Below are 24,372 nucleotides of genomic sequence, written 5' to 3'. Positions count from 1 at the left end.
ACGCGGGCGGTAGAGCCATTGCAGCAAGCTCCGACCGCGCAGCGACCCGCAGCCCGCGCCATTCCGTTCTACACCAACGGCATGCGCATCGGGCTGCTCGGCGGCTCCTTCAATCCGCCGCACGCCGCGCATCGCGCCATCAGCCTGTTCGCGCTCAAGCGTCTGCAGCTCGATCGGGTCTGGTGGTTGTTGACGCCGGGCAATCCGCTGAAGGATCACAACGGCCTGCACGCGCTCGCCGAGCGCGCCGAGGCCGCGCGCCGCACCGCCGATGACCCGCGCATCGACATCAGCTGTCTCGAAGCTGTCATTGGTACGCGCTATACGGTCGACACGATTATCCACTTGCGCCGCCGCGTCTCCGGCGTGCACTTTGTCTGGATCATGGGCGCTGACAACCTTGCGCAATTCCATCGCTGGAAAGACTGGCGGCGCATCGCCTCGGATGTGCCGATTGCCGTGATCGACCGTCCGCCCGAAAGTTTCCGCGCGCTTGCCGCACCGGCCGCGCAGGCGCTTGCGCGCTATCGCATGCCCGAAAATCAGGCGATCCGGCTGGCTGATCAGCCGGCGCCGGCCTGGGTGTTCCTGACCGGCATGAAATCCAAGCTGTCTTCGACCGGCCTTCGGAACCCGGACGGGAGCTGGAGGACGGCGTAAAGGGTTACTGGAATGTTGAAACCATTAACCCCACATGCGTAGAATGGTGCGTGGGCGCCGAGGATTCGGTCCCCGCGATACAGTGAAAGGAATGGTCCCTGGCCACATCTGTATTGTCAAAGTCTGTTTTACCCGAGGTTCCCAAGACTTCAGGTCTTAAGACTGCGCGTAAAACATCGACGAAAACCGCGGCCTTGAAGGCGCAACCCGACGCCGACAAGACCTTGAACCTGATCCTCTCCCGCCTCGACGATATGAAGGCGGAAGAAACGGTCACCATCGACCTTCGCGGCAAATCGGCATATTCCGACTACATGATCGTCACCTCGGGCCGGGTCAACCGGCACGTCGGCGCGATCGCGGAAAATGTGACGAAGGGCCTGAAGGAAAACGGCATCAAAAGCGTCCATGTCGAGGGCTTGTCCAATTGCGACTGGGTGCTGATCGATTCCGGCGACGTGGTCGTGCACGTGTTCAGACCCGAGGTGCGCGAGTTCTACAATCTCGAACGATTGTGGACTCAGAACCCGGTCGCGGCAGTCTGAGTTTCGTGAGGCCGATGCGAATCGGCTGAGGCGCATGGTAACGTGCGCTGATGCGCCTTGTCGTGATCTGCATCGGCCGTTTGAAACAGGGTCCGGAACGGGAGCTCGCCGAGCGCTACCGCGAGCGCTTCGACGATATCGGCCGCAAGCTCGGCTTTCGCGGCCTCGACGTCCATGAAATTGCGGAAAGCCGTGCGCGCGATGTCAGCGCGCGCATCGCCGAAGAGGCCGCCGCCATCTCGGCGCTGCTGCCCGACAAGTTCACACTGGTTGCGCTCGACGAGCGTGGCAAGAGCATCGATAGCGCAAGCTTTGCCCGGCAGCTCGGCCGCTGGCGCGACGATGGAAGCGCAAACGCTGTCTTTACGATCGGCGGTGCGGACGGACTTTCGCCTGAATTGCAGCGCAAGGCTGCCTTACGTATTGCGTTCGGCTCGGCGACCTGGCCGCATCAAATGGTCCGCATCATGCTTCTGGAACAGATCTATCGTGCCGCGACCATTTTGGCCGGCCACCCCTATCACCGCGCCTGAGTGCCGTGATGGACAATCGAGAACGCTGAATAAACCGGATGCAGCACAAGCGGGACATGCTTTCATACCCCGACGCCATCAGGCGCGGTTGGCTGCCTGTATCGCTCCTTTCAATTGCCATGCTCGCCGCGAGTCCACCGGCGCATGCGCAAGCGATACCGCCCGCGCAACAGGCCGCAACACCGCCAGACATCATCAAACAGCGCGAGCAGGAGCTCGAGGCCGCGCGCGAGCAGCAGCGCAAGGCGGCCGAGCTGCAGGAGAAGCTGAAGGCCGACATCACAGCGATCGGCCAGGACCGCAGCAAGCTCAATCAGCAGTTGATCGACATCGCGGCCCAGGTGCGCAGCGTCGAGACCCGGATCGGCGAAACCGAGATACGCCTTCAACCGCTCGACGGCCGCGAGCGCGAAATCCGCACCTCGCTCGATTCACGCCGTGCCGAGATCATCGAGGTGCTCGCGGCGCTTCAACGCGCCGGGAGGCGCTCACCGCCGGCGCTGCTGGTGCGGCCCGAGGACGCGCTGCAATCGCTGCGCACGGCGATGCTGCTCGGCGCAGTGGTGCCGGAATTACGCGGCCGCGCCGAGAAGCTCGCGACCGACCTTGGCGAGCTGGTCGCGCTCCGCAAGACCATCTCGACCGAACGCGACGCGCTGTCGCGTGACCGCGACAAGCTCAAGGACGACCAGACCCGCCTCGCAGCCCTGGTTGACGAGCGGCAGCGGCAGCAGAGCGCCGCCGAAAAGGACATGGAGACAGAAGGCGCCCGCGCCATTGCGCTGTCCAAGCAGGTCGACAGCCTGCAGGGCCTGATCGCCAAAATGGAACAGGATCTCAAGAGCGCCGCCAAGGCCGCCGCCACGGCAAACCTCCAGGGTGCGCCCGCGACGGTCAACGGCAAGCCGAATCTGGGGGCGTTCAAGGACCAGGGCCGGCTCAGCCCGGCGGTTGCCTTCGCCTCGGCCAAGGGCCTATTCGCCTACCCCGTGAATGGCGCCAAGATTCGCGATTTTGGCGGTTCCGACGGGGCTAGCGGCGTACAAAAAGGCATTTCTTTGGCAGCCAAGGCCGGCGCGCAGGTCACAACCCCGTGTGACGGCTGGGTCGTTTACGCCGGTCCTTTCCGCAGCTACGGACAACTCTTGATCCTCAATGCCGGGGGCGGGTATCATGTCCTGATCGCCGGGATGGAGCGGATTTCGGTAAACATCGGCCAGTTTGTGCTAACGGGAGAGCCGGTCGCGACCATGGGGTCCACGTCCCAGGTTGCATCCATTCTAGCGACCAATGCGAGCCAGCCAGTGCTCTATGTTGAGTTCCGGAAAGACGGCACTCCAATCGATCCAGGTCCATGGTGGGCCGCAAATGAAGGCGAAAAGGTTCGCGGATGATGCGCAAGACTTCTGTAATTCTCCTCAGCGCCGCCACCGGTGCGGCACTGACACTGTTCATCACGCAGCCCCGCGCGGTGCTGATGGGATCGAGCGCGCGCGCCGCAACGTCTGACACCTATCGCCAGCTCAATCTGTTCGGAGACGTATTCGAGCGCGTGCGCAGCGACTATGTCGAGAAGCCCGACGACTCGAAGCTGGTCGAGTCCGCGATCTCGGGCATGCTGTCCGGCCTCGATCCGCATTCGAGCTACATGGATGCCAAGAGCTTCCGCGACATGCAGGTGCAGACCCGCGGCGAGTTCGGCGGCCTCGGCATCGAAGTCACGATGGAAGACGGCCTGATCAAGGTCGTCTCGCCGATCGACGACACGCCGGCCTCGAAGGCCGGCATCATGGCCAACGACATCATCACCAATCTCGACGACGAAGCCGTGCAGGGCCTGACGCTGAACCAGGCCGTCGAGAAGATGCGCGGTCCGGTCAACACCAAGATCAAGCTCAAGATCATCCGCAAGGGCCAGGACAATCCGATCGACGTCACGCTGGTGCGTGACAACATCCGCGTCCGCTCGGTGCGCGCGCGCGTCGAGACCGACGATATCGCCTACATCCGCATCACCACCTTCAACGAGCAGACCACCGAAGGCCTGAAGAAGGAAATCGCCAATCTGCAGGCCCAGATCGGTGACAAGCTGAAGGGCTATGTCATCGACCTCAGAAACAACCCCGGCGGCCTGCTCGAGGAAGCCGTCACGGTCTCCGACGCGTTCCTGGAGCGCGGCGAGATCGTCTCGACCCGCGGACGCAACGCCGAGGAAACCCAACGCCGTGCCGCCCATCCGGGCGACCTGACCAAGGGCAAGCCGGTCATCGTGCTGATCAACGGCGGTTCGGCATCGGCCTCCGAAATCGTTGCCGGCGCGCTGCAGGACCACAAGCGTGCGACGCTGGTCGGCACGCGCTCGTTCGGCAAGGGCTCGGTGCAGACTATCATCCCGCTCGGCTCGGGCAACGGCGCGCTGCGCCTGACCACGGCGCGCTACTACACGCCGTCGGGCAAGTCGATCCAGGCCAAGGGCATCGTGCCCGACATCGAAGTGCTGCAGGACGTGCCGGACGAGCTGAAGGCGCGGACCGACACCAAGGGCGAGGCTTCGCTACGCGGCCATCTGAAGAACGATGGCGACGAAAAGACCGGCTCGCAATCCTACGTGCCGCCGGATGCGAAGGACGACAAGGCGCTGAAGATGGCCGACGACCTACTGCACGGCATCAAGTCGACCGCGAATGCGACGCCGCCGGCCGCGCCTTCTGCCGCGCCCGGTGATAAGGCCGCGGCGGACAAGCCGGCCGAGAAGTCCTCGAACTGATTCGATCGATCCATTTGGCGAAAAGGGCGGCCCTCGGGCCGCCCTTTTTGTATCTCGACCTCGCCGGCGTTCACCGGGCTCTGACGGGGCCCGCGGTCCGCGCGCGGGAACGCGCCGCATCGTGCTATCGTTCGCGCTGTTGATTCGGGGAGGATCATGGCAGAGGCGGCCGACGAACTGAGCACGCCGCTTGGGCAGCAGACCGTGAGCAAGACGCGCCGGCTCCGCCTGCCGTTCACGGCGATGCAGGCGCTTGCCGTGCTGCTTGGGCTTGTGCTGGTCGGCTTCGTCGGCGTTGCGCTGTTCAACGACAATCCGCTCGGAGGCGAGCCGGTTGCCCATGTCGCGCTCCGCAAGGTGGAGACCCCCGCGGCGGCCGACAAGCAAGCGCCTGCCGCCCTGACTGAGCCGGCAGCCAAATCCGCCGCTCCCAAGTCGCCGGCGGCCGCCGGCGACGCCAAGACCGTGACCATCATCGATGGCTCCAGCGGCAAGCGACAGGATGTGGTGATCGGCGCCGGCGATCCCGCCGACAAGACCGACAGCGACGCGCCGCCCGCGATGATGACGGGCATCGACCAGCGCCTGCTGGAGAAATCGCGCTACGGCATGATCCCAGTGGTCGCCGATGGCCTGAAACCCTTCACGGTCTATGCGGCTGACGCCGACCGCGCCAAGGCCGCCAGGATGCCCGTGGTTGCGATTGTGGTCGCAGGCCTTGGCGTCGGCGCCGCCAAGACCGCCGACGCCATCGTGAAGCTGCCGGCGGCCGTGACGCTGGCCTTTACGCCCTACGGCGCCGACCCCGGCAAGCTCGCCGAACGCGCCCGATCGCAGCGCCACGAGATCCTGCTGCAGATCCCGATGGAACCGTTCGACTATCCCGACAATGATCCGGGGCCGCAGACCCTGCTGACCTCGCTCAACAGCGAGCAGAACCTCGATCGCCTCTACTGGCACCTCAGCCGCCTGCAGGGCTATGCCGGTATCGCCAATTTCATGGGCGCCCGCTTCGTCGCGACCGACCCCATGATGCAGCCGATCGTCCGCGAGGCGGCCAAGCGCGGTCTTGGCTACTTCGACGACGGTTCCACCCCCCGCAGCGTCGCCCAGTCGCTGGCCGCGGGCCAGGCCATGCCGTTCGCCAAGGCCGATTTCACCATCGATGCGGTGCCGACCTCGGCGGAAATCGACCGCACGCTGGTCAAGCTGGAGACGCTCGCCAAGGAACGCGGCACGGCCGTGGGCGTCGCCTCGGCCCTGCCGGTCTCGATCGAGCGGCTGGGCGCCTGGATCAAGACCCTGGAGTCCAAGGGCATTATGCTTGTGCCATTGACAACGGCCATGCTGAAATCAAAATCAGGCTAAAGATCAATCCGTTGGTGCGACTTCAGGCCTTGCCGGGGGGCGGGTCGGCGGCCCCAAGAGTACGAGGTATCGGCGGCATGGCACGTTACGAAGACCTGCCCTATCGGACCTGTGTCGGCATCATGCTTTTGAATGCGGCCGGACTAGTGTTCATCGGGCGCCGCGCGGGCGGCGTCGAACATGTCGACGAGACCCATGTCTGGCAGATGCCGCAAGGCGGCGTCGATCCCGGCGAGGACACGTTTCAGGCCGCCAGGCGCGAGCTTTACGAAGAGACCAGCGTCAAATCGGCGGAGAAGCTCGGCGAGGTCCCGGACTGGCTGATCTATGACATCCCGCGCACCGTCGCGGGCCGCGCCTGGAAGGGTCGCTATCGCGGGCAGCGGCAAAAATGGTTCGCCCTTCGCTTCACCGGCAAGGACAACGAGATCAACGTTGCCAATCCCGGGGGCGGGCACAAGGCGGAGTTCGTCACCTGGCGCTGGGAGCCGATGAAAAATCTTCCCGATCTGATCGTGCCGTTCAAGCGCCCGGTCTATGAGCGCGTGGTGAAGGAATTCGCCGGACTGGCGGCCGAATAGCTACCGAAGCAAACGCCACCATGTCATCAAGCAAGCCCTATCGCCCTAATGTGGGTATCGCGCTGTTCAACGCTGCAGGACGCGTGCTGATCGGCCATCGATTCAAGGATGACGGGCCGGAGTTCGTCCTGCCCGGCCTCGATTGGCAGATGCCGCAAGGTGGCATCGACGCGGGCGAGGACCCGCGTCAGGCGGTCATGCGCGAACTCTGGGAAGAGACCGGAGCCGTCAGCGCCGACTATCTCGGCGAGACCGATTGGATGAACTACGAATTCCCGCCCTATGACGAGCCTTCGCACCAGCTGGCGAAATTCCGTGGACAGCGGCAGAAATGGTTCGCGCTGCGGTTCACCGGACGCGATGACGAGATCGACCCGCTGACGCCGCGCAACGGCCAGCCCGCGGAGTTCGATCAATGGCGCTGGGAGCGCCTCGACCGCGTCGCCGATCTCGTGGTCCCGTTCCGCCGCGACATCTATCGCGCCGTCGCCGCGCAGTTCGCCGAATTCGCGGGCTGATTAGTTCGGGCCGACGGTGAATGGCCCAATCGCGATCACGTGGCAATCGCTATCGCGCTTGACGCAATCGCCAAGCGCGGCATTCACGGCCGTGGTCTCGTCGGCCGCCTTCAGTCCGAGCCCGGGTCGCCCCTGCGTTCCGACCGCGACCGCGTTCCAACCCGATGTCGCCTCGGCAAGCTTGTGCGCGATATCGCCCCGCTCGCGCGGCGTGATCACCGAACTGTCTTCTGCCTTGAAGAATCCGGTGACGCGCAGCGTCGTCGGGATCGGGACGACAAACACGTCATCAACGGTCACGATCATGCAGGGGACGCCGGCGAGTGCGCCGCAAGCCTGCAGGTTCCGCCGCGTCGATTCTTCGAGTGTGTCCATGCCGGAGTTGAAGAAGAACTGGCCGCCCGGCCCAAGCGCGATCGTTCTCGATTTGCGCCCCGGCGCGAAGAGGCTCTCAAGGCGATTTCTGCCGGGTTCGCGCAGCATCGGCACATCCTTTGATGCGAACGGCTTTTCAACCAGCGAATCACGCTTGACCCAGGGCAGCGGCGGCAGCGGCGGTCCGCCGTGCGCATACACCACCGTGTTGCCGACTGCGTAAAGCTCGCACTTGCGCGTCGTGCCGGCATTGTCGGCGCGCTTCTGGCACTGCTCGAGCGCCGTGGTCTTCGCGGTATCCTCGTTCACCTGCCCCGCGATCCAGCCGATGAAGCCGTTGAGGTTGATGGCAAGAGCCTTGGCGTCGCCCGCCCCCGCATATTCAGTGGCGAGAAGGACGCGGTTACGGTCGCTGATGAAGGGAATGTTGTCGGCGGTGAAATGCTCACCTGACGGAATCGACGTCGGCGGAGCCGGTGTTGGAGTGGGCGCAGGCGACGATGTGACCAACGGTGTTGACGAGGGCGTTGGCGCCGGCGCGGCCGATGGCGTGGGCGCCGACGTCGTTGCGTTGCTCGCCACCATCGACGGCTTCGTAACCGATGTCTCCAGCTTGGTGTAGTAGAGAAAGCCGCCGACTCCGATCCCCGCGAGCAGGACCAGGGTCGCAGCCACGGGCCACATCCAGGCGGGCGTATTGGCCGTGCCCGGCTTGATAGGCTTCTTGACTTGCGGGGTCCCGTAGGTGCCGTCCTCGCGCCGCATCGCCACCATGTAAGCATGCACGGGGGTCGGGATGTTCTTCACCTCCTGCGCGCCGATGTCGGCGAACTGCACCGACAGCTTGTTGGCGACCTGCTCATGGACGGCGCGCGACACGCAGATGCCACCGACCTCGGCGAGGCCTTCGAGCCGCGCAGCGATATTGACGCCGTCACCGAGCAGATCGCCGTCGCGCTCGACCACATCGCCGATGGTGATCCCGATGCGGAACGACATCTGCCGGCTCGACGGATAGGCCAGGTTGCGCGTGCGCAGGCTCTCCTGGATGTCGATCGCGCAGCGCACCGCTTCGACCGCGCTGGGAAACTCCGCGAGCACCGCATCACCCGCGGTGTTGAAGATCCGGCCGCCGTACTTTGCAATGAAGTCGTCGGTGACCTGACGATAGGAGGCGAGCCGCCGCAGCGTCTCCTCTTCGTCCTCCGCAACCAGTCGGCTGTAGCCGGCAATATCGGCCGCGAAGATCGCCGCGATCTTGCGTTTCATGAAAACCCAGCCTCGATCTCTAATATGCCCTGCAGAATGCCGTCAGAAGCTCCCGGGCGCAACAAGCATTCAGCGCCCGCCAGGGGTCTGGCGAGCGCTGAATTTGTTCGGGATTCAGTTGATGAACGGTTCGCCTAGAGCGTTTTCGAGCGAAGTGGGTACCGGCTCGCGTGAAGAAAACGCGTCAAAACAAAAATCTAGAGATTCGGTTCTGATTCAATCAGAACCGAAAGTGCTCTAGTGCATGGCGGTCGTGTTGAGCTCGTTCTCGATGCTCTTGAAGTGATCGAGCCGCTCGATTGCGTTGTCGAGCTCGGAGCCTTCCTTCTCGGCGAGCTTCTCTTCCATCCCCTTGATGGTCTCAGAGAACTTCGTCCGATCGAGATCCGCAATCGCGGTCGCGACGTCGGCGAGCACGGTGAGGCCCTTGTCCGACATCTCGGCAAGACCGCCGAGCACGATCACCTTCTCGCGCTTGCCGGCAGTGATGATCGTCAGGATGCCCGGGCGAACCGCAGCGACGACCGGCGCATGTCCGGCGAGGACGCCGAAATCGCCTTCCACGCCGGGGACGTCGACCTGATCGACCTCGCCGGAGAAGGCGAGCTTTTCGGGAGAGACGAGATCGAAGTGGAAGGTAGTCATGTAAAACCTGCGAATGGGGAGTAGCGAATGGGGAGTGGCGGAACAGGAGCAGCTATTCGCTACTCCCTATTCGCCATTCGCCTGTCTTACGCCGCCTCGGCGGCAAGCTTCTTGCCCTTTTCGACGGCTTCTTCGATGGTGCCGACCATGTAGAAGGCCGCTTCCGGCAGATGATCGTACTTGCCCTCGCAAAGGCCACGGAAGCCCTTGATGGTGTCGGGGAGATCGACGAACTTGCCCGGCGAACCGGTGAAGACTTCGGCGACGAAGAACGGCTGCGACAGGAAGCGCTCGATCTTGCGGGCGCGGGCCACCGCGATCTTGTCCTCTTCCGACAATTCGTCCATGCCGAGAATGGCGATGATGTCCTGCAGTGACTTGTAGCGCTGCAACACCTGCTGGACCATACGGGCAGTGGTGTAGTGCTCCTCGCCGACAATGTGCGCCTGGAGCATGCGCGAGCTGGAGTCGAGCGGGTCCACCGCGGGATAGATGCCCTTTTCCGAAATCGCGCGATTGAGGTTGGTCGTCGCATCGAGATGGGCGAACGTCGTCGCCGGCGCCGGATCGGTGTAGTCGTCGGCAGGCACGTAGATCGCCTGGATCGACGTGATCGAGCCCTTGGTCGTGGTGGTGATGCGCTCCTGCATCGCGCCCATGTCGGTCGCGAGCGTCGGCTGGTAACCCACCGCCGAAGGAATACGACCGAGCAGCGCCGACACTTCCGAGCCGGCTTGCGTAAAGCGGAAGATGTTGTCGACGAAGAACAGCACGTCCTGGCCCTGGTCGCGGAAGTGCTCGGCAACCGTCAGGCCGGTCAGACCGACGCGGGCACGGGCGCCGGGCGGCTCGTTCATCTGGCCGAACACCAGCGCGCACTTCGACTTCACGCTCGGATCCGGATTGTGCGGATCGGCATTGACCTTCGATTCGATGAACTCGTGATAGAGGTCGTTGCCTTCGCGGGTTCGCTCGCCGACGCCGGCGAACACGGAATAACCACCGTGCGCCTTCGCGACGTTGTTGATCAGTTCCTGAATCAGCACGGTCTTGCCGACGCCGGCGCCGCCGAACAGGCCGATCTTGCCGCCCTTGGCGTACGGCGCGAGCAGGTCGACGACCTTGATGCCGGTCACGAGAATTTCCGCTTCAGTGGACTGCTCGGTATAGGTCGGCGCTTCCTGGTGGATCGCGCGCATGCCCTCGGCCTTCACCGGACCGGCTTCGTCGATCGGCTCACCGATAACGTTGATGATGCGGCCGAGTGTACCTTCACCGACCGGCACCATGATCGGCGCTCCGGTGTCGGAGACTTGCTGACCACGAACCAGACCTTCGGTGGTGTCCATCGCGATGGTGCGCACCGTCGATTCACCGAGATGCTGCGCGACTTCGAGCACCAGGCGGTTGCCGCCGTTCTTGGTCTCGAGCGCGTTGAGAATCGCCGGCAGGTGGCCTTCGAACTGCACGTCGACGACGGCGCCGATGACCTGGGTGACGCGACCGTTCTGATTGGCTGCTGTAGCCATGGACTGTTCTCCTTCGAAAATCTGCCTTAGACCGCCTCGGCGCCGGAGATGATTTCAATCAGCTCCTTCGTGATCATGGCCTGGCGGGTCCGGTTGTAGATCAGGGTTTGCTTGCGAATCATTTCGCCGGCGTTGCGGGTCGCGTTGTCCATCGCGCTCATCTGAGCACCGTAGAACGAGGCGTTGTTTTCGAGCAGCGCACGGAAGATCTGCACCGCGAGGTTACGCGGCAGCAGACCGGTGAGAATCTCGTCCTCTTCCGGCTCGTAGTCGTAGGACGTGGCCGGACCAGCGTGCGCCGCAGGCGCCGCCACTTCCAGCGGGATGACCTGCTGTGCGGTCGGGATCTGCGAGATCACCGACTGGAAGCGCGAGTAGAACAGTGTGCAGACATCGAATTCACCGGCGTCGAACCGCGCCAGTACCTTCGTGGCGATGTCCTCGGCGTTGACGAAGCCGAGCTGACGCACCGAACGCAATTCGAGATGCTCGACGATCTGCCGATCGAATGTGCGACGAAGCTGCTCATAACCCTTGCGGCCGACGCAGAAGAACTTGACCTCTTTGCCTTGCGCAATCAGCGAATTTGCCCGCTCGCGCGCGAGGCGCACGATGGCCGAGTTGAACGCGCCGGAGAGGCCGCGCTCGCCGGTGCAGACCAGGAGCAGGTGCACCTGATCCTGGCCGGTGCCAGCCAGGAGCGGTGGCGCACCCGGCGAGGCACTGGCAGCGGCGGCGATGTTGGAGATCACCGCGTCCATCTTCTCGGCGTAGGGCCGTGCCGCTTCGGCAGCATTCTGCGCGCGGCGCAGCTTCGAGGCTGCGACCATCTGCATGGCCTTGGTGATCTTCTGCGTCGCCTTGGTCGAGGCGATGCGGACCCGCATGTCTTTCAGTGACGCCATTCTTCGTCCACCCCGGCGATCCGACCGCTGGGGTCAGTCGCAAGCCTCTCTGTTCGTCACGCCCGGCGAGCCGCCGGGCGAAGCCGTTAATTATGCAAACGTCGCCTCAAGCAAACGTCCTCTTAAGCAAACGTCCTCTTAAGCAAACGTCTTGGCGTAGCCTTCGACCACCGACTTCAGCTTGGCCGCGCTGTCGTCGGAGAGATCGCGACTGTCGCGGATCGCGTTGAGGATCTCGACGTTCTTGCCACGCAACAGCGACAGCAGGCCGTCCTCGAACGCGCGCACCTTGTTGAGCGGGAGCGGATCGAGATAGCCGTTGGTGCCGGCCCAGATCACGCAGACCTGCTCTTCCATCTTCAGCGGCGAGAACTGCGGCTGCTTCAGGAGCTCGGTCAGGCGCGAGCCGCGATTGAGCAGGCGCTGCGTCGAAGCGTCGAGATCGGAGCCGAACTGCGCGAACGCCGCCATTTCGCGGTACTGCGCGAGCTCGCCCTTGATCTTGCCGGCGACCTTCTTCGTCGCCTTGGTCTGTGCCGACGAACCGACGCGCGACACCGACAGACCGACGTTCACCGCGGGGCGGATGCCCTGGAAGAACAGGTCGGTCTCCAGGAAGATCTGGCCGTCGGTGATCGAAATCACGTTGGTCGGAATGTAGGCCGACACGTCGTTGGCCTGGGTTTCGATGACCGGCAGCGCGGTCAGCGAGCCCGAGCCATGATCCTTGTTGAGCTTGGCCGCGCGCTCGAGCAGGCGGGAATGCAGGTAGAACACGTCGCCCGGATAGGCTTCGCGGCCCGGCGGGCGGCGCAGCAGCAGCGACATCTGGCGGTAGGCGACGGCCTGCTTGGACAAGTCGTCATAGATGATCACGGCATGCATGCCGTTGTCGCGGAAGTACTCGCCCATGGTGCAGGCGGTGAACGGCGCGATGTACTGCATCGGCGCCGGATCCGACGCGGTGGCCGCGACGATGATCGAATATTCGAGCGCGCCCTGCTCTTCGAGGACCTTGACGAACTGTGCGACGGTGGAGCGCTTCTGGCCGATCGCGACATAGACGCAATACAGCTTGAGGTTCTCGTCCGGCTGCGCGTTGAGCGGCTTCTGGTTCAGGATGGTGTCGAGCGCGATCGCGGTCTTGCCGGTCTGGCGGTCGCCAATGATCAGCTCGCGCTGACCGCGGCCGATCGGAATCAGCGCATCGATCGCCTTCAGGCCGGTCGCCATCGGCTCGTTCACCGACTTGCGCGGAATGATGCCAGGCGCCTTGACGTCGACGCGCTTGCGTTCGGTGGCCTGGATCGGGCCCTTGCCGTCGATCGGATTGCCGAGCGCGTCGACGACGCGGCCAAGCAGGCCCTTGCCGACCGGCGCGTCCACGATTGCGCGGGTACGCTTGACGGTCTGGCCTTCCTTGATCTCACGGTCGGCGCCGAAAATCACGATACCGACGTTGTCGGTTTCGAGGTTGAGCGCCATGCCGCGCGTACCGTTCTCGAACTCGACCATTTCGCCGGCCTGAACGTTGTCGAGGCCGTAGACGCGGGCGATACCGTCACCGACCGACAGCACCTGTCCAACTTCAGTGACCTCGGCTTCCTGGCCGAAATTCTTGATCTGGTCCTTGAGGATCGCGGAAATTTCCGCGGCGCGGATGTCCATCAGCCTGCCTCTTTCATCGCATTCTTGATCGAATTGAGTTTGGTGCGAAGCGAACTATCCACCATGCGGCTGCCGAGCTTGACCACCAGGCCACCGATAATGGAGGGATCGACCTTCACGTTAAGCGCGACGTCCTTGCCCGTCACTGATTTCAGTGCGGTCTTCAGCGCGTCGAGATTCTTGTCGTTGAGCTGTTCGGCGACCGTGACTTCCGCAGTCGCCTCGCCCTTGTACTTCGCCACCAGCGCGCGATAGGCCCGGATCACATCGGTCACGGCGAACAGCCGGCGATTGGCGGTGAGCACTTTCAGGAATTTTGCCGAGATGCCGGTAATAACGGCCTTGTCGAGCACTGCGGTCAGCGCCCTTGCCTGGGTGTCCGCCGAGAACACCGGGCTACGTACAAGACGACTGAGGTCAGCGCTCTCTGTGAGCAAGGCCTCGAATCGCTCGAGATCGGCCTTCACCTCATCGACGGATTTTTCGTCGCGCGCCAACTCGAACAAGGCCGTCGCGTAACGACCGGACACTCCCGAAACGGACGGATCTTCAGCAGCCACGAGCTCGCTCTTTTTTGCTGTCAAATTCGCAAGGGAAAAACCGTCGCCACCAAAGCAGCGCCTAGCGATCCAAGCCCTTGGAATTCAAGCGGGACTTCGATTTTCGACCGGCACAGGACGTGCCGGGATCGTTAAAATCGCGGCTTTGCTAACATAGCATACGCGCAGGTGCAACATGACGGCACGCGTCGGCGCTGCCTTGTCGCATGGGCGCTTGGCGGCTGTCGCCACTGGCCGAATCAGAAAATTCTGCGCGCGGGAATTTGCTGCCACAGATCCAGCTTTCATCCGACCCGGATTGGTTCGAGCAAGAATTTGCATGGGCCCATGAGCGAGCGCGCAGGAACCAACAGCGGTCCCAAACTCCATTTGGCGAATACTTACCGAAAGCTTACTGCCGCACCGATAATCAGTATTGTTAAGTATTGTATTGGTTAACGATTAGTTAATGACCAAGATTACGGAACTTCGTTCGAATACCCCGCGAGGTAACAAGATGTTTCAACCCGAGACAATGCGGAATTACTGCCCAATTCACGCCGCAATGCGCAACCAAACGGCCTTGGTCAACTATGGGACGGGGGTTCCACTTGCCGCGTTCGCGGCAATACTGTCTGAGGGTCTTAATCAATGGCGAATATCAAGAAGGCGGTACTGGGAAATATAACCCAGTCGCGTACGGCGCTTGCTTTTGTTGCCGCAACTCTCCTGGTCGGCGGCAGCGTCACCGAGGCGTCGGCGAAGTCCAGGCACCACCAGCGCTATCATCACCATCACCACCACGCTCGGGCCGAAAGCTCGTTCTGGCAGGACGCCAACGCCTCGATCGCCCAGCCGACCGGCGGCGGCCACATGTTCTCGGGGATGGCTTCCTTTTACGGCAATGAGTCCGGCAGCCGCACCGCTTCCGGCCAGCGCTTCAACCAGAACGCCATGACGGCGGCCCATCGCTCGCTGCCCTTCGGCACCAAGCTCCGCGTCACCCATGGTGGCCAAAGCGTCATCGTCACCATCAACGATCGTGGCCCGTTCGTCCGCGGCCGCGTGCTCGACCTCTCCACCGGCGCAGCCCGTGCCATCGGCCTGACCGGAGCCGGCGTCGGCCGTGTCACCGCCGAGGTCGTCTCCTAAGGCGTTTTGCGTTTCCGTTTCTGCTTCAACACATTCGGTAAGCGTTGCGTAGCGTAACGGTCGCGGTACTTTCCGTGCCCAACAAAAGCCTGCCGTCGCCAATGACGGCAGGCTTTTTTGTCACTGTCGTTGCGACGGAAGCAACTCTGGCGGAATGGGAACAAGCCTACCGCTGGGGTCGCGAAACCGAACCTTGCCATGCCACTCCGTGTCAAGCATGCCCACCAAATCCCTGGCAAGAGCCTGCCAACCAGTGCCTTCGCTGAGATCGTAGACACCGATCGCAATGCCCCTGTCGCCCTTGAGCGCGGCGTATCCTAGAGAGGCCCAGTATTGTTCTTGAACGCTGATGAGCACGCCTTGTTCAGTGCAAGCACTGAGACTTAAGACCTCGACCTCCGGCCTGCTTTCACTCGAATTTCGGAACGACAGACCGCGCGATATCCCGAACTGCTCGATAAGCTGCGCAAACCTCGACCGGTCACCTGCGGCAATGTCGAGATCGATATTGGCTTTCGTCGAAACCGATCTACGTCCATCTCTGAAAGGATTATGGCACGAGCGGTCCATGGTGATACTCGGGAGTGCGAACACGGCTGCCGAAGCCGTTATCGCCGCTACCACAAGCAAGATGCCAATGCGCCGCTGTCCGCGCGTGGGCCTGACTGGAACAGGATCGGTGACCATGAGCACACCGGACCATCTCAGCGTCAGCCAGAAGACCAGCCCACCCGCCGCTCCGAGGGCCCCGCACATCCCCAGCACCTTGAAATAGTCGAGCCAGCCAGCCAAGGTTCGGAATACCGTCGATGATCGTAGCGACGCCATCGGCCGACGCCGAAGTCTTTGAACCAGGACTCATCGGCCAAGCGAAAAGACCGACGGGAGCTGCGCCGATAAGAGCGGCACCAAGGACGGCGGCACTTAGTCGCTTCCACTGTTTCGCGCGGTAAAAAAGTGCGACCGGAAAACCCAGAATGATCGAATGTCCCAGCGTGATGCCGAAGGCTGTCGGCAAAATCATAGAGCTCGCGGAAGCCCCCGCAACGAGCAGAGCGGGTGCAAGCGCTCCAAATAGTATGGCCGCAATCCAGGGAAACATCGACCACTCTCACGGTCCGGATGGTCGGTTCGTCTTACAGGTTAGGAAGCACGCAGGGAATCACAAAAAGCTCTGCGGATCGACATCGACCTCTAGCTTCAGATTGCCCTTGGTCTTGGGACCTGCGGCCAGCCATTCGCGCAAATATTGCGACAGGTCGACATTGCGCAGCGACTTCACCAGCAGGCGGAAGCGATAGCGTCCCTTGATGACCGCAAGCGGCGCTTCGGCGGGGCCGAGCACCTGGATCCGCTCATCGAGCGGCGCGACGGAAGCAAGCCTGCGTGCAAAGCCTTCGGCCGTGGGACGGTCGCCGGCGGAAATGATCAGGCTCGCCAGCCGACCGAACGGCGGATAGCCGGTGCGTTCGCGGATATCGATCTCGCTGGCGTAAAACGCCTCGCGGTCGTTCGCGATCAACGCCTTCATCACCGGATGCTCCGGCTGGTGGGTCTGCAGATAGCCGACGCCGCGGCCCTGATCGCGGCCGGCGCGGCCGATCACCTGGTTCAAGAGCTGGAAGGTCCGCTCGGCGGCACGCGGATCGCCGTTGCTTAAGCCCAGATCGGCATCGATCACACCGACCAGATTGAGCCGCGGAAAGTTGTGCCCCTTCGCCACGAGCTGCGTGCCGATGATGATATCGACGCGCCCCGCGGCAATCTCGTTCAACTCGCTGCGCATGGTCTCGATCGAGGTGATGAGGTCGCTCGACAGCACCATGGTGCGCGCCTCGGGAAAGACGATCGCCGCCTCCTCCTGCAGGCGCTCGACACCGGGACCGACGGCAACCAGCGATCCCTCGGCAGCGCAGTGCGGACAGATGTTCGGGCGCGGCATCGAGAAGCCGCAGTGATGGCAGACCAGCCGCTGGCGGAAGCGATGATCGACCAGCCAGGCGTCACAGATCGTGCAGGCGAAGCGATGACCGCAGGCGCGGCACAGCGTCAGCGGCGCATAGCCGCGGCGGTTGAGAAACAGCAACGCCTGCTCGCGGCGCTCGATCGCGTAACGGATCTGCTCGACGAGCGGGGGTGAGATGAAACGGCCGCGCGGCGGCGGCGCGCGGCGCATGTCGATCGCCTCGATATGCGGCATGTGTTGACCGCCGAACCGCGACGGCAGCGCCACGCGCTGGTAGCGCCCCTTGCGCGCATTGACCTCGCTCTCGACCGACGGCGTGGCGGAGGCCAGTATGATCGGTATCTTTGCGATATGCGCGCGGACCACCGCCATGTCGCGCGCGTGATAATGCGCGCCTTCGTCCTGCTTGTAGGCCTGGTCGTGCTCCTCATCGACGATAATGAGCCCGAGATCGGCATAGGGCAGGAACAGCGCCGAGCGGGCCCCGATCACCACCGGCGCCTTGCCTTCCGAGATCGCCGCCCAGTTGCGCGCGCGCGTGCGCGGCGTCAGTTCCGAATGCCATTCGAGCGGACGTACGCCGAAGCGCCGCGCGAAGCGATCGAGGAACTGGCCGGTCAACGCGATTTCCGGCATCAGGATCAGCGACTGTTTGCCGCGCCGGATGTTTTCGGCGATCGCCTCGAAATAGACCTCGGTCTTGCCGGAGCCGGTGACGCCATCAAGCAGCGCGACATGGAAGCTGCCGCTGGCAGCCAACGTCCGCATCGCATCGACTGCACTGCGTTGCTCGCGCGAAAACTCCGGTAGCGTGTACGACGGATCCGGCGCTGGCGGTACCGGCGGCGGCGGCATCGCCTCGACCGTCAGCGTGCCCTCATCGACCAGGCCGTCGATCACGCCGGAACTGACGCCGGCCTCCCGCGCCGCCTCCGACTTGCCGTGCAGCAGCCCGTCCGACAGCACGTCGATCGCCCGACGCCGCGCGGGGGTCAGGCGCCGCGGCGGTTCGCCGACCAGACGCACACCGAGGCGCGTACGCTCGGGCCCGAGATTCTCGCCCATGCGCAAGCTCATCCGCAGCACCATGCCGCGGGCCGACAGCGTGTAAGTGGACACCCAATCGACGAGCTGACGCAGTTCCGCCCTCAACGGCGGTACGTCGAGCTTTTCGCCGACGTCCTTGAGCCGGTTGTGCAGCCGAGGATCGGGACTCGCATTCTCGGCCCACACCACCGCGACGACCTCGCGTGGCCCGAGCGGAACGCAGATCACGTCACCCGGCGCGAGTTCCATGCCGCGCGGGACGCGGTAGGAGTAGGTCTGGTTCAGCGCGACAGGCACCAGCACATCAACGACGCGAGTCGCCGATGCGGAGGCCGTGCTGCTGCGCGTGGGGTGGTCCATGGGATCAGAACTTCGGGATCAGAACTTTATCGCCTTAGCGAAGGGTAAACGAAAGAAGTGCGATATAATCAGGAGAATCGCAGCACCAATAGCACCATGGCGCGGACAGATCAGCCAATTCAACCGGTCGAACTCGACTGCGCCGACGAGACCGTCACGCTTCAGATGACGCGCTGGCTGTCGCATCTGCGCGCCGAGCGGCGGCTGTCGCCGAAGACGCTGGAGGCCTATGCCCGCGACGTGCGCCAATGCCTGACCTTCCTGGCCGGGCATTGGGGTGCACGGGTTTCGCTTGCGAGCTTTGCCGCGCTCGAGGCCACCGATGTCCGCGCCTTCATGGCGATGCGGCGCGCCGACGAGATCGGCGGACGATCGCTGATGCGGGCGCTGGCGGGGTTGCGCTCGTTCGGGCGCTTCCTGGAACGCGAAGGCAAGGGCAAGGTTGGCGCGCTCTCGGCGATTCGCGCGCCGAAAGTGGCAAAAAGCTTGCCGAAGCCGATCCACATGGACGCGGCAAAGCGTTTCACGGACGCCGACGAGCGCGCCGGCGAAACGCGCGAGACCTGGATCCTCGCGCGCGACGCAGCCGTCATGGCGCTGCTCTATGGCTCTGGCCTGCGCATCTCGGAGGCGCTGGGACTGAAGCGCCGCGACGTGTCGAAGCCCGGCGAAGGCGACGTGCTCATCGTCACCGGCAAGGGCAACAAGACCCGCATGGTGCCGGTGCTGCAGAACGTGCTGCAACTCATCGCAGACTACGCCGCAATCTGCCCGCATTCCCTGCCGCCGACCGGCCCGATGTTTGTCGGCGCGCGCGGTGGCCCCTTAAGCCCGCGAATCATCCAGCTCACCATGGAGCGGCTGCGCGGCGCGCTCGGTCTGCCCGACAGTGCAACGCCGCACGCACTGCGGCACTCCTTTGCCACGCACCTGCTCAGTCGCGGCGGCGACTTGCGCGCGATCCAGGAATTGCTCGGTCACGCGTCGCTGTCGACGACACAGATCTACACCGGTATCGACAGCGAACGCCTGCTCGAAGTCTACCGCTCCGCACATCCGCGCGGCTGAAGCGCTTGGACTAGCAGCTCGCGCCGTTCATATTCATCGGTCCGTCACATGCGGCTCGGCCCTTGCGTTGAGGACCGCATTCGGCAATCGTGTGCGGGTCTCAGCCGGAGGGGGAATCATGAGCGCACATGAGAGTATGGAGCACGCGGAGCATGCCGAGCATGCTTCCAGCGAGAACAAGAAGATCGCACTGCTGATCGCCGTGATTGCACTCTGCCTGGCGCTGTCGGAAACGCTCGGCAAGGGTGCGCAGACCGAATCGATCAGCTTGAATGTCGAAGCTTCCAACCTGTGGGCGTTCTTCCAGGCCAAGAGCATTCGCCGCACCACCGTGCAGACCGCCGCCGAGCAGGGCAAATTGAGCCTTGCCACTGCGCCCGACGATGCCGCCAAGGCGGCGCTGCAGAAGCAGATCGACGACTGGCAGAAGACTGCGACGCGCTATCGCTCGGAGCCGGAGACCGGCGAAGGTTCGGAGCAACTGTCCGAACGCGCCAAGCACGCCGAGCATGAGCGCGACGAGGCGACGGCGAAATATCACCACTTCGAACTTGCCTCCGCCGCCTTCCAGATCGCCATCGTGCTGGCGTCCGCGACCATCATCACGGGCATCGCCGCGCTGGCGTGGGTGTCGGGCATCCTGACGCTGGCCGGCATCGCGGTAACGCTGCTGGGCATGGTCCAGCCGCACTTGCTGCCACTGCACTAAGTTTGGAAGAGCGGCGCTCGCCGCTCGACAAGCACTCAGCGCGCCTGATGCACGCTTTTGCGGAAGCGTGCGATCAGGCGCAGCATGCGTGCCGACCAGCCGTCACCGTCGCCGCGCAGCATCTCGACGAGACGCCGCTTGACGGGCTCGACCATTGCGGTGGCCCTGGCGCGCATCGCCATCACGAAATCATAGAGTGTCTTGAACCAGCGCATTTCCAGCAGCTTCGGCCGGGTCACGTCGAAGATGAAGGCGGTGACGCCGACGCCGAGGAATTTCGCGAACACGATGGTCGAGATCGCAGCCAGCCAGTATTCGTGCGTCAGCAGCCACAGTCCGACCAGCTTGAGCGGAAACAGTGGGATGAGCGGCACGACGAACACGATCAACGTCATCGCCGGCGACAGCGAATCGACCCGCTCGGCCAGCCATTGCTTGAACGTGCGCAACGGGATCCATGCGACCGCGCGCGCCACGATCGGCTCGAGGTGATCCCATAGCCAAGCCTCGATCAGGAAAATGATCGCAAGCAGGATCCAGAACGGCTGAAGCAGGCGGCGCAGCATCGATGTCATCTCGACCCGGCGGACGCCGGATATCGATCACATATGGATGGCGCGTTTGCCCACCGCAAGCGCGGCTTCCTTGATCGCTTCCGACCGGGTCGGGTGGGCGTGGCAGGTGCGCGCCAGATCTTCGGCAGAACCGCCGAATTCCATCAGAACGCAGGCCTCGTGGATCATTTCGCCGGCTTCCCGGCCGATAATATGCACCCCGAGCACCCGGTCCGTCTTCGCATCTGCGAGAACCTTCACGAAGCCGTCCGTGGTCTGGTTGACCTTGGAGCGGCCATTCGCGGTAAACGGAAACTTACCGACGGTATAGGCGACGCCTGCCTGCTTGAGCTCTTCCTCGGTCTTGCCGACCGACGACACTTCCGGCGTGGTATACACAACGCCTGGAATAACGTCGTAGTTCACATGGCCGGCCTGGCCCGCGATGATCTCCGCGCAGGCCACGCCTTCGTCTTCCGCCTTGTGCGCCAGCATCGGCCCGGCAACGACGTCGCCGATCGCGTAGATGCCCTTCACATTGGTCGAGAAATGCGCGTCGATCTCAACGCGGCCGCGGTTGTCGAGCGCGACACCGGCTTCCTTGAGCCCAAGGCCCTCGGTGTAGGGCACGCGGCCGATGCAGACCAGCACGACATCGGCTTCGATCGTCTCCGGCGCGCCGCCCGCAGCCGGCTCGACCTTGGCAAGCAGCGTCTTGCCCGACGTATCGACCGCCGTGACCTTGGCACCCAACTTGAACGCGAATCCCTGCTTCTCGAGGAGGCGCTGGAATTGCTTGGCGACCTCGCCGTCCATGCCGGGCAGGATGCGGTCGAGGAATTCCACGACGGTGACCTGCGCACCGAGGCGATGCCAGACCGATCCGAGCTCGAGTCCGATCACGCCGGCGCCGACGATCAGGAGCTTCGTGGGCACCTTGTCCAGCGACAGCGCACCGGTCGACGACACGATGCGCTTCTCGTCGATCTCGATCCCCTTCAGCCGCGCGATGTCCGAGCCGGTGGCGATCACGATGTTCTTGGTCTCGACGATCTCGGTCTTGCCGTCGCCTGCGACCTCGACCTTGCCGGCACCGACGATCTTGCCGGTGCCTTTGAGGACGTCGATCTTGTTCTTCTTCATCAGGAACTCGACGCCCTTGACGTTGCCGTCGATGCCCTGCTGCTTGAAGTTCATCATCGCGGGCAGATCGAGCTTCGGCGCCGAAACGCTGACGCCCATTTTGGCGAAGGAATGCGCGGCTTCCTCGAACATATCGGAGGCGTGGAGCAGCGCCTTCGAGGGCATGCAGCCGACATTGAGGCAGGTGCCGCCGAGCGTCGCGTTCTTCTCGACGACCGCGACCTTCATGCCGAGTTGCGCCGCGCGGATCGCGCAGACGTAACCGCCGGGTCCGGTGCCGATGACGACGAGATCATAAGAAGCCATGATGGAAATCCTGTAGCTAATTTCTGTGACAGCAGTTAGCGACCACCCGACACGTCGAGGATCGCGCTCGTGACATAGGAGGCCTCGTCCGACATCAGCCAGACGATGGCGTTGGCGATCTCATCTGCGGTGCCGACGCGCTTCATCGGCACCATATGGGCGAGCCGGTGCGCGCGGTCGGGCTCGCCGCCGGCGGCGTGGATGTCGGTGTCGATGAGTCCCGGCCGGATACCCGCGACGCGGATGCCCTCACCCGCGACTTCATGGCCAAGGCCGACCGTGAAGGAATCGATCGCGCCCTTGGAGGCGGCATAGTCGACATAGGTGTTCGGCGCACCGAGCCGGGCCGCGACCGAAGAGAGGTTGACAATAACGCCGCCCTTGCCCCCATGCTTGGTCGACATGCGCCTCACCGCCTCGCGCGCGCACAAAATGCTGCCAGTGACATTGACCGCCATCATTTGCTGGATTCGCTCGGCCGACATCTCGTCGACCCGCACACCGCTCTTGCCAACAATGCCGGCATTGTTGACTAGCGCCCCGAGAGTCCCGAAGCCGTCGGCCGCCTTGAACAGAGCCAGAATGTCCTGCTCGCTACCGACGTCGCACTTTACCGCGATCGCCTTGCCGTTCTTGGCCTCGATCGCGGACACGACCTCGTTCGCGGCCGCCTGGTTGGACGCATAGCCGACCACGACACGATAACCGCGTGCGGCGGCGGCAAGCGCGGTGGCGCGGCCGATGCCGCGACTGCCGCCGGTGATGACAACAACCTTATCCGTCACATTGATCCCCAAGCGTGTACGCCAAACCGACCGTGACGCCCGAACCGATCGGACGTCACACGCGCCATGACCTCAGAGATCCAGCACCAGCCGCGCCGGATCTTCCAGGCTCTCCTTGACACGCACCAGGAAGGTAACGGCTTCCTTGCCGTCGATCACGCGGTGATCATAGGACAGCGCCAGATACATCATCGGGCGGGCCTCGATCTTGCCGCCGACCACCATCGGCCGCTCCTGGATCTTGTGCATGCCGAGGATGGCTGACTGCGGCGCGTTGAGGATCGGCGTCGACATCAGCGAACCATAGATGCCGCCATTGGTGATGGTGAAGGTACCGCCCTGCATCTCGTCGATCTTGAGCTGACCGTCGCGGGCGCGGCGGCCGTAGTCCGCGATCGACTTCTCGATCTCGGCGATCGACTTGTGATCGCAATCGCGCACCACAGGCACGACCAGGCCACGGTCGGTGCCGACCGCGACGCCAACGTGATAGTAGTTCTTGTAGATCAGGTCGGTGCCGTCGATCTCGGCGTTGACGGCGGGGATGTCTTTCAGAGCCTGCACACAGGCCTTGGTGAAGAAGCCCATGAAGCCGAGCTTGACGCCGTGCTTCTTCTCGAACGCGTCCTTGTAGTGCGCGCGCAGCGCCATGACGTTGGTCATGTCGACCTCGTTGAAGGTCGTCAGCATCGCGGCGGTGTTCTGCACATCCTTGAGGCGGCGGGCGATGGTCTGGCGCAGCCGCGTCATCTTCACGCGCTCTTCGCGTGCGGCATCATCGGCCGGCGAGGCGCTGCGAACCTGCACGGCGGCGGCCGGCTGATTGACCGGGGTCGGCGCCGAGGCGGCCTTCTCGATCGCAGCCAGCATGTCACCCTTGGTGACGCGACCGTCCTTGCCGGAACCGGGAACCGTGGAGGCATCGACACCACTCTCGGCGGAGAGCTTGCGAACCGAAGGCGCAAGCGGCGCATCGGTCGGCGGCACCTTCGGTGCGGCGGCAGGAGCCGGCGCAGCAGCAGCTGAAGCGGGAGCCGTCTTGGTGGGAGCAGCGGCAGCCGCAGCAGGTTTGGCCGCGACGGCGCCGTCGTTGATCTGGCCCAGCAGCGCGCCGACGGCGACTGTTTCGCCATCCTTGGCGATGATCTCGCCGAGCGTACCGGCAACCGGCGCCGGAACCTCGATCGTGACCTTGTCGGTCTCGAGCTCCACCAAGGGTTCGTCCACCGCGACGGCATCACCGGCCTTCTTGAACCAGCGTCCGATGGTGGCCTCGGTCACGGATTCGCCGAGCGTTGGAACGCGAATTTCAGTCATGGTCTTTTCCTCAGATCAACCCTGCAGTCATGAAACTTGTGCGGCCACCGTCCGCCAAAGCGG

General features: G+C 63.7%; 23 protein-coding genes. 11 read left to right on the top strand and 12 right to left on the bottom strand.

Going from position 1 to position 24,372, the window contains the following annotated elements; genetic code table 11:
• The first annotated feature begins 18 nt into the window (after positions 1–18).
• From UP10_RS39225 to UP10_RS39190, 8 genes are all read left to right on the top strand, one after another.
• Positions 19–660, top strand: a complete 642-nt coding sequence (locus UP10_RS39225; RefSeq protein ID WP_044539579.1) for a nicotinate-nucleotide adenylyltransferase — start codon at positions 19–21, stop codon at positions 658–660.
• 194 nt (positions 661–854) lie between these two features.
• A complete protein-coding gene (gene rsfS / locus UP10_RS39220; RefSeq protein WP_044592513.1) occupies positions 855–1,205 on the top strand; it encodes a ribosome silencing factor in 351 nt (116 codons plus the stop codon).
• Between the two features lie 50 nt (positions 1,206–1,255).
• Positions 1,256–1,738: a 23S rRNA (pseudouridine(1915)-N(3))-methyltransferase RlmH gene (rlmH, locus tag UP10_RS39215; protein WP_044592512.1), complete on the top strand. Its 483-nt coding sequence runs from the start codon at positions 1,256–1,258 to the stop codon at positions 1,736–1,738.
• Between the two features lie 38 nt (positions 1,739–1,776).
• Positions 1,777–3,132: a murein hydrolase activator EnvC family protein gene (locus UP10_RS39210; protein WP_044592511.1), complete on the top strand. Its 1,356-nt coding sequence runs from the start codon at positions 1,777–1,779 to the stop codon at positions 3,130–3,132.
• Positions 3,129–4,505 carry a S41 family peptidase gene (locus UP10_RS39205; protein ID WP_044592510.1) on the top strand — a complete coding sequence of 459 codons (1,377 nt, stop codon included), beginning with the start codon at positions 3,129–3,131 and terminating at the stop codon, positions 4,503–4,505. The genes UP10_RS39210 and UP10_RS39205 overlap by 4 nt, the downstream gene beginning before the upstream one ends.
• 156 nt (positions 4,506–4,661) lie before the next feature.
• Complete coding sequence (locus UP10_RS39200; protein WP_044592509.1) at positions 4,662–5,873, top strand: divergent polysaccharide deacetylase family protein; 1,212 nt, start codon at positions 4,662–4,664, stop codon at positions 5,871–5,873.
• A gap of 77 nt (positions 5,874–5,950) precedes the next feature.
• Positions 5,951–6,454 carry an RNA pyrophosphohydrolase gene (locus UP10_RS39195; RefSeq protein WP_044539585.1) on the top strand — a complete coding sequence of 168 codons (504 nt, stop codon included), beginning with the start codon at positions 5,951–5,953 and terminating at the stop codon, positions 6,452–6,454.
• A 20-nt stretch (positions 6,455–6,474) separates the two neighbouring features.
• Positions 6,475–6,972 carry an RNA pyrophosphohydrolase gene (locus UP10_RS39190; protein ID WP_044592508.1) on the top strand — a complete coding sequence of 166 codons (498 nt, stop codon included), beginning with the start codon at positions 6,475–6,477 and terminating at the stop codon, positions 6,970–6,972.
• Here the strand turns inward: UP10_RS39190 and UP10_RS39185 are convergent, their stop codons facing one another.
• From UP10_RS39185 to UP10_RS39160, 6 genes are all read right to left on the bottom strand, one after another.
• On the bottom strand, positions 6,973–8,616 hold the full coding sequence (locus UP10_RS39185) for an adenylate/guanylate cyclase domain-containing protein (RefSeq protein ID WP_044592507.1): 1,644 nt from the start codon (positions 8,614–8,616) through the stop codon (positions 6,973–6,975).
• Between the two features lie 237 nt (positions 8,617–8,853).
• The gene (locus UP10_RS39180) at positions 8,854–9,261 is read right to left on the bottom strand and encodes a F0F1 ATP synthase subunit epsilon (protein ID WP_044539588.1); all 408 of its coding nucleotides are present in this window, start codon (positions 9,259–9,261) and stop codon (positions 8,854–8,856) included.
• An 86-nt stretch (positions 9,262–9,347) separates the two neighbouring features.
• Positions 9,348–10,790: a F0F1 ATP synthase subunit beta gene (gene atpD, locus UP10_RS39175; protein ID WP_044592506.1), complete on the bottom strand. Its 1,443-nt coding sequence runs from the start codon at positions 10,788–10,790 to the stop codon at positions 9,348–9,350.
• Between the two features lie 26 nt (positions 10,791–10,816).
• Complete coding sequence (locus UP10_RS39170) at positions 10,817–11,695, bottom strand: F0F1 ATP synthase subunit gamma (RefSeq protein ID WP_044592505.1); 879 nt, start codon at positions 11,693–11,695, stop codon at positions 10,817–10,819.
• 138 nt (positions 11,696–11,833) lie between these two features.
• Positions 11,834–13,363, bottom strand: coding sequence for a F0F1 ATP synthase subunit alpha (gene atpA, locus UP10_RS39165; protein ID WP_044539591.1), 1,530 nt, complete (start codon positions 13,361–13,363; stop codon positions 11,834–11,836).
• Positions 13,363–13,923: a F0F1 ATP synthase subunit delta gene (locus UP10_RS39160; protein WP_044539592.1), complete on the bottom strand. Its 561-nt coding sequence runs from the start codon at positions 13,921–13,923 to the stop codon at positions 13,363–13,365. The genes atpA and UP10_RS39160 overlap by 1 nt, the downstream gene beginning before the upstream one ends.
• A gap of 630 nt (positions 13,924–14,553) precedes the next feature.
• Between UP10_RS39160 and UP10_RS39155 the strand changes: the two genes are divergently transcribed.
• On the top strand, positions 14,554–15,054 hold the full coding sequence (locus tag UP10_RS39155; RefSeq protein ID WP_044592504.1) for a septal ring lytic transglycosylase RlpA family protein: 501 nt from the start codon (positions 14,554–14,556) through the stop codon (positions 15,052–15,054).
• Positions 15,055–15,174: 120 nt separating this feature from the next.
• Here the strand turns inward: UP10_RS39155 and UP10_RS39150 are convergent, their stop codons facing one another.
• On the bottom strand, positions 15,175–15,846 hold the full coding sequence (locus UP10_RS39150; RefSeq protein WP_044592503.1) for a hypothetical protein: 672 nt from the start codon (positions 15,844–15,846) through the stop codon (positions 15,175–15,177).
• A 370-nt stretch (positions 15,847–16,216) separates the two neighbouring features.
• Positions 16,217–18,427, bottom strand: coding sequence for a primosomal protein N' (locus tag UP10_RS39145; RefSeq protein ID WP_044592502.1), 2,211 nt, complete (start codon positions 18,425–18,427; stop codon positions 16,217–16,219).
• Between the two features lie 96 nt (positions 18,428–18,523).
• On the opposite strand from UP10_RS39145, the gene UP10_RS39140 reads away from it, so the two are divergent.
• Positions 18,524–19,495 (top strand): tyrosine recombinase XerC, encoded by a 972-nt coding sequence (locus UP10_RS39140; RefSeq protein ID WP_044592501.1) that lies wholly within the window; start codon positions 18,524–18,526, stop codon positions 19,493–19,495.
• Positions 19,496–19,613: 118 nt separating this feature from the next.
• Entirely contained in the window at positions 19,614–20,204 is a 591-nt protein-coding gene (locus tag UP10_RS39135; RefSeq protein ID WP_044592500.1) for a DUF4337 domain-containing protein, read from the top strand.
• Between the two features lie 35 nt (positions 20,205–20,239).
• On the opposite strand, the gene UP10_RS39130 is transcribed toward UP10_RS39135, so the two are convergent.
• The 4 genes from UP10_RS39130 to odhB all read right to left on the bottom strand — a co-directional run bounded on the left by UP10_RS39130 (position 20,240) and on the right by odhB (position 24,309).
• Complete coding sequence (locus UP10_RS39130) at positions 20,240–20,770, bottom strand: hypothetical protein (protein ID WP_044592533.1); 531 nt, start codon at positions 20,768–20,770, stop codon at positions 20,240–20,242.
• A gap of 36 nt (positions 20,771–20,806) precedes the next feature.
• Positions 20,807–22,207 carry a dihydrolipoyl dehydrogenase gene (gene lpdA, locus UP10_RS39125; protein ID WP_044592499.1) on the bottom strand — a complete coding sequence of 467 codons (1,401 nt, stop codon included), beginning with the start codon at positions 22,205–22,207 and terminating at the stop codon, positions 20,807–20,809.
• A gap of 35 nt (positions 22,208–22,242) precedes the next feature.
• A complete protein-coding gene (locus UP10_RS39120; protein ID WP_044592532.1) occupies positions 22,243–22,992 on the bottom strand; it encodes an SDR family oxidoreductase in 750 nt (249 codons plus the stop codon).
• A 72-nt stretch (positions 22,993–23,064) separates the two neighbouring features.
• Positions 23,065–24,309 (bottom strand): 2-oxoglutarate dehydrogenase complex dihydrolipoyllysine-residue succinyltransferase, encoded by a 1,245-nt coding sequence (gene odhB, locus UP10_RS39115; RefSeq protein ID WP_044592498.1) that lies wholly within the window; start codon positions 24,307–24,309, stop codon positions 23,065–23,067.
• Positions 24,310–24,372: the final 63 nt, after the last annotated feature.

This window comes from Bradyrhizobium sp. LTSPM299 (assembly GCF_000938235.1).
In the GTDB taxonomy this organism is placed as follows: domain Bacteria; phylum Pseudomonadota; class Alphaproteobacteria; order Rhizobiales; family Xanthobacteraceae; genus Bradyrhizobium.
Note: the sequence above shows the minus strand (reverse complement) of the source record. Positions and strands in the feature narration are given on the sequence as shown.

Coding starts and splice junctions, on each gene's coding strand:
- rlmH (WP_044592512.1), top strand. CDS start 1,256: ATGCGCCTTGTCGTGATCTGCATCGGCCGTTTGAAACAGGGTCCGGAA.
- UP10_RS39210 (WP_044592511.1), top strand. CDS start 1,777: ATGCAGCACAAGCGGGACATGCTTTCATACCCCGACGCCATCAGGCGC.
- UP10_RS39205 (WP_044592510.1), top strand. CDS start 3,129: ATGATGCGCAAGACTTCTGTAATTCTCCTCAGCGCCGCCACCGGTGCG.
- UP10_RS39200 (WP_044592509.1), top strand. CDS start 4,662: ATGGCAGAGGCGGCCGACGAACTGAGCACGCCGCTTGGGCAGCAGACC.
- UP10_RS39195 (WP_044539585.1), top strand. CDS start 5,951: ATGGCACGTTACGAAGACCTGCCCTATCGGACCTGTGTCGGCATCATG.
- UP10_RS39190 (WP_044592508.1), top strand. CDS start 6,475: ATGTCATCAAGCAAGCCCTATCGCCCTAATGTGGGTATCGCGCTGTTC.
- UP10_RS39185 (WP_044592507.1), bottom strand. CDS start 8,616: ATGAAACGCAAGATCGCGGCGATCTTCGCGGCCGATATTGCCGGCTAC.
- UP10_RS39180 (WP_044539588.1), bottom strand. CDS start 9,261: ATGACTACCTTCCACTTCGATCTCGTCTCTCCCGAAAAGCTCGCCTTC.
- atpD (WP_044592506.1), bottom strand. CDS start 10,790: ATGGCTACAGCAGCCAATCAGAACGGTCGCGTCACCCAGGTCATCGGC.
- UP10_RS39170 (WP_044592505.1), bottom strand. CDS start 11,695: ATGGCGTCACTGAAAGACATGCGGGTCCGCATCGCCTCGACCAAGGCG.
- atpA (WP_044539591.1), bottom strand. CDS start 13,363: ATGGACATCCGCGCCGCGGAAATTTCCGCGATCCTCAAGGACCAGATC.
- UP10_RS39155 (WP_044592504.1), top strand. CDS start 14,554: ATGGCGAATATCAAGAAGGCGGTACTGGGAAATATAACCCAGTCGCGT.
- UP10_RS39145 (WP_044592502.1), bottom strand. CDS start 18,427: ATGGACCACCCCACGCGCAGCAGCACGGCCTCCGCATCGGCGACTCGC.
- UP10_RS39140 (WP_044592501.1), top strand. CDS start 18,524: ATGGCGCGGACAGATCAGCCAATTCAACCGGTCGAACTCGACTGCGCC.
- UP10_RS39135 (WP_044592500.1), top strand. CDS start 19,614: ATGAGCGCACATGAGAGTATGGAGCACGCGGAGCATGCCGAGCATGCT.
- UP10_RS39130 (WP_044592533.1), bottom strand. CDS start 20,770: ATGCTGCGCCGCCTGCTTCAGCCGTTCTGGATCCTGCTTGCGATCATT.
- lpdA (WP_044592499.1), bottom strand. CDS start 22,207: ATGGCTTCTTATGATCTCGTCGTCATCGGCACCGGACCCGGCGGTTAC.
- odhB (WP_044592498.1), bottom strand. CDS start 24,309: ATGACTGAAATTCGCGTTCCAACGCTCGGCGAATCCGTGACCGAGGCC.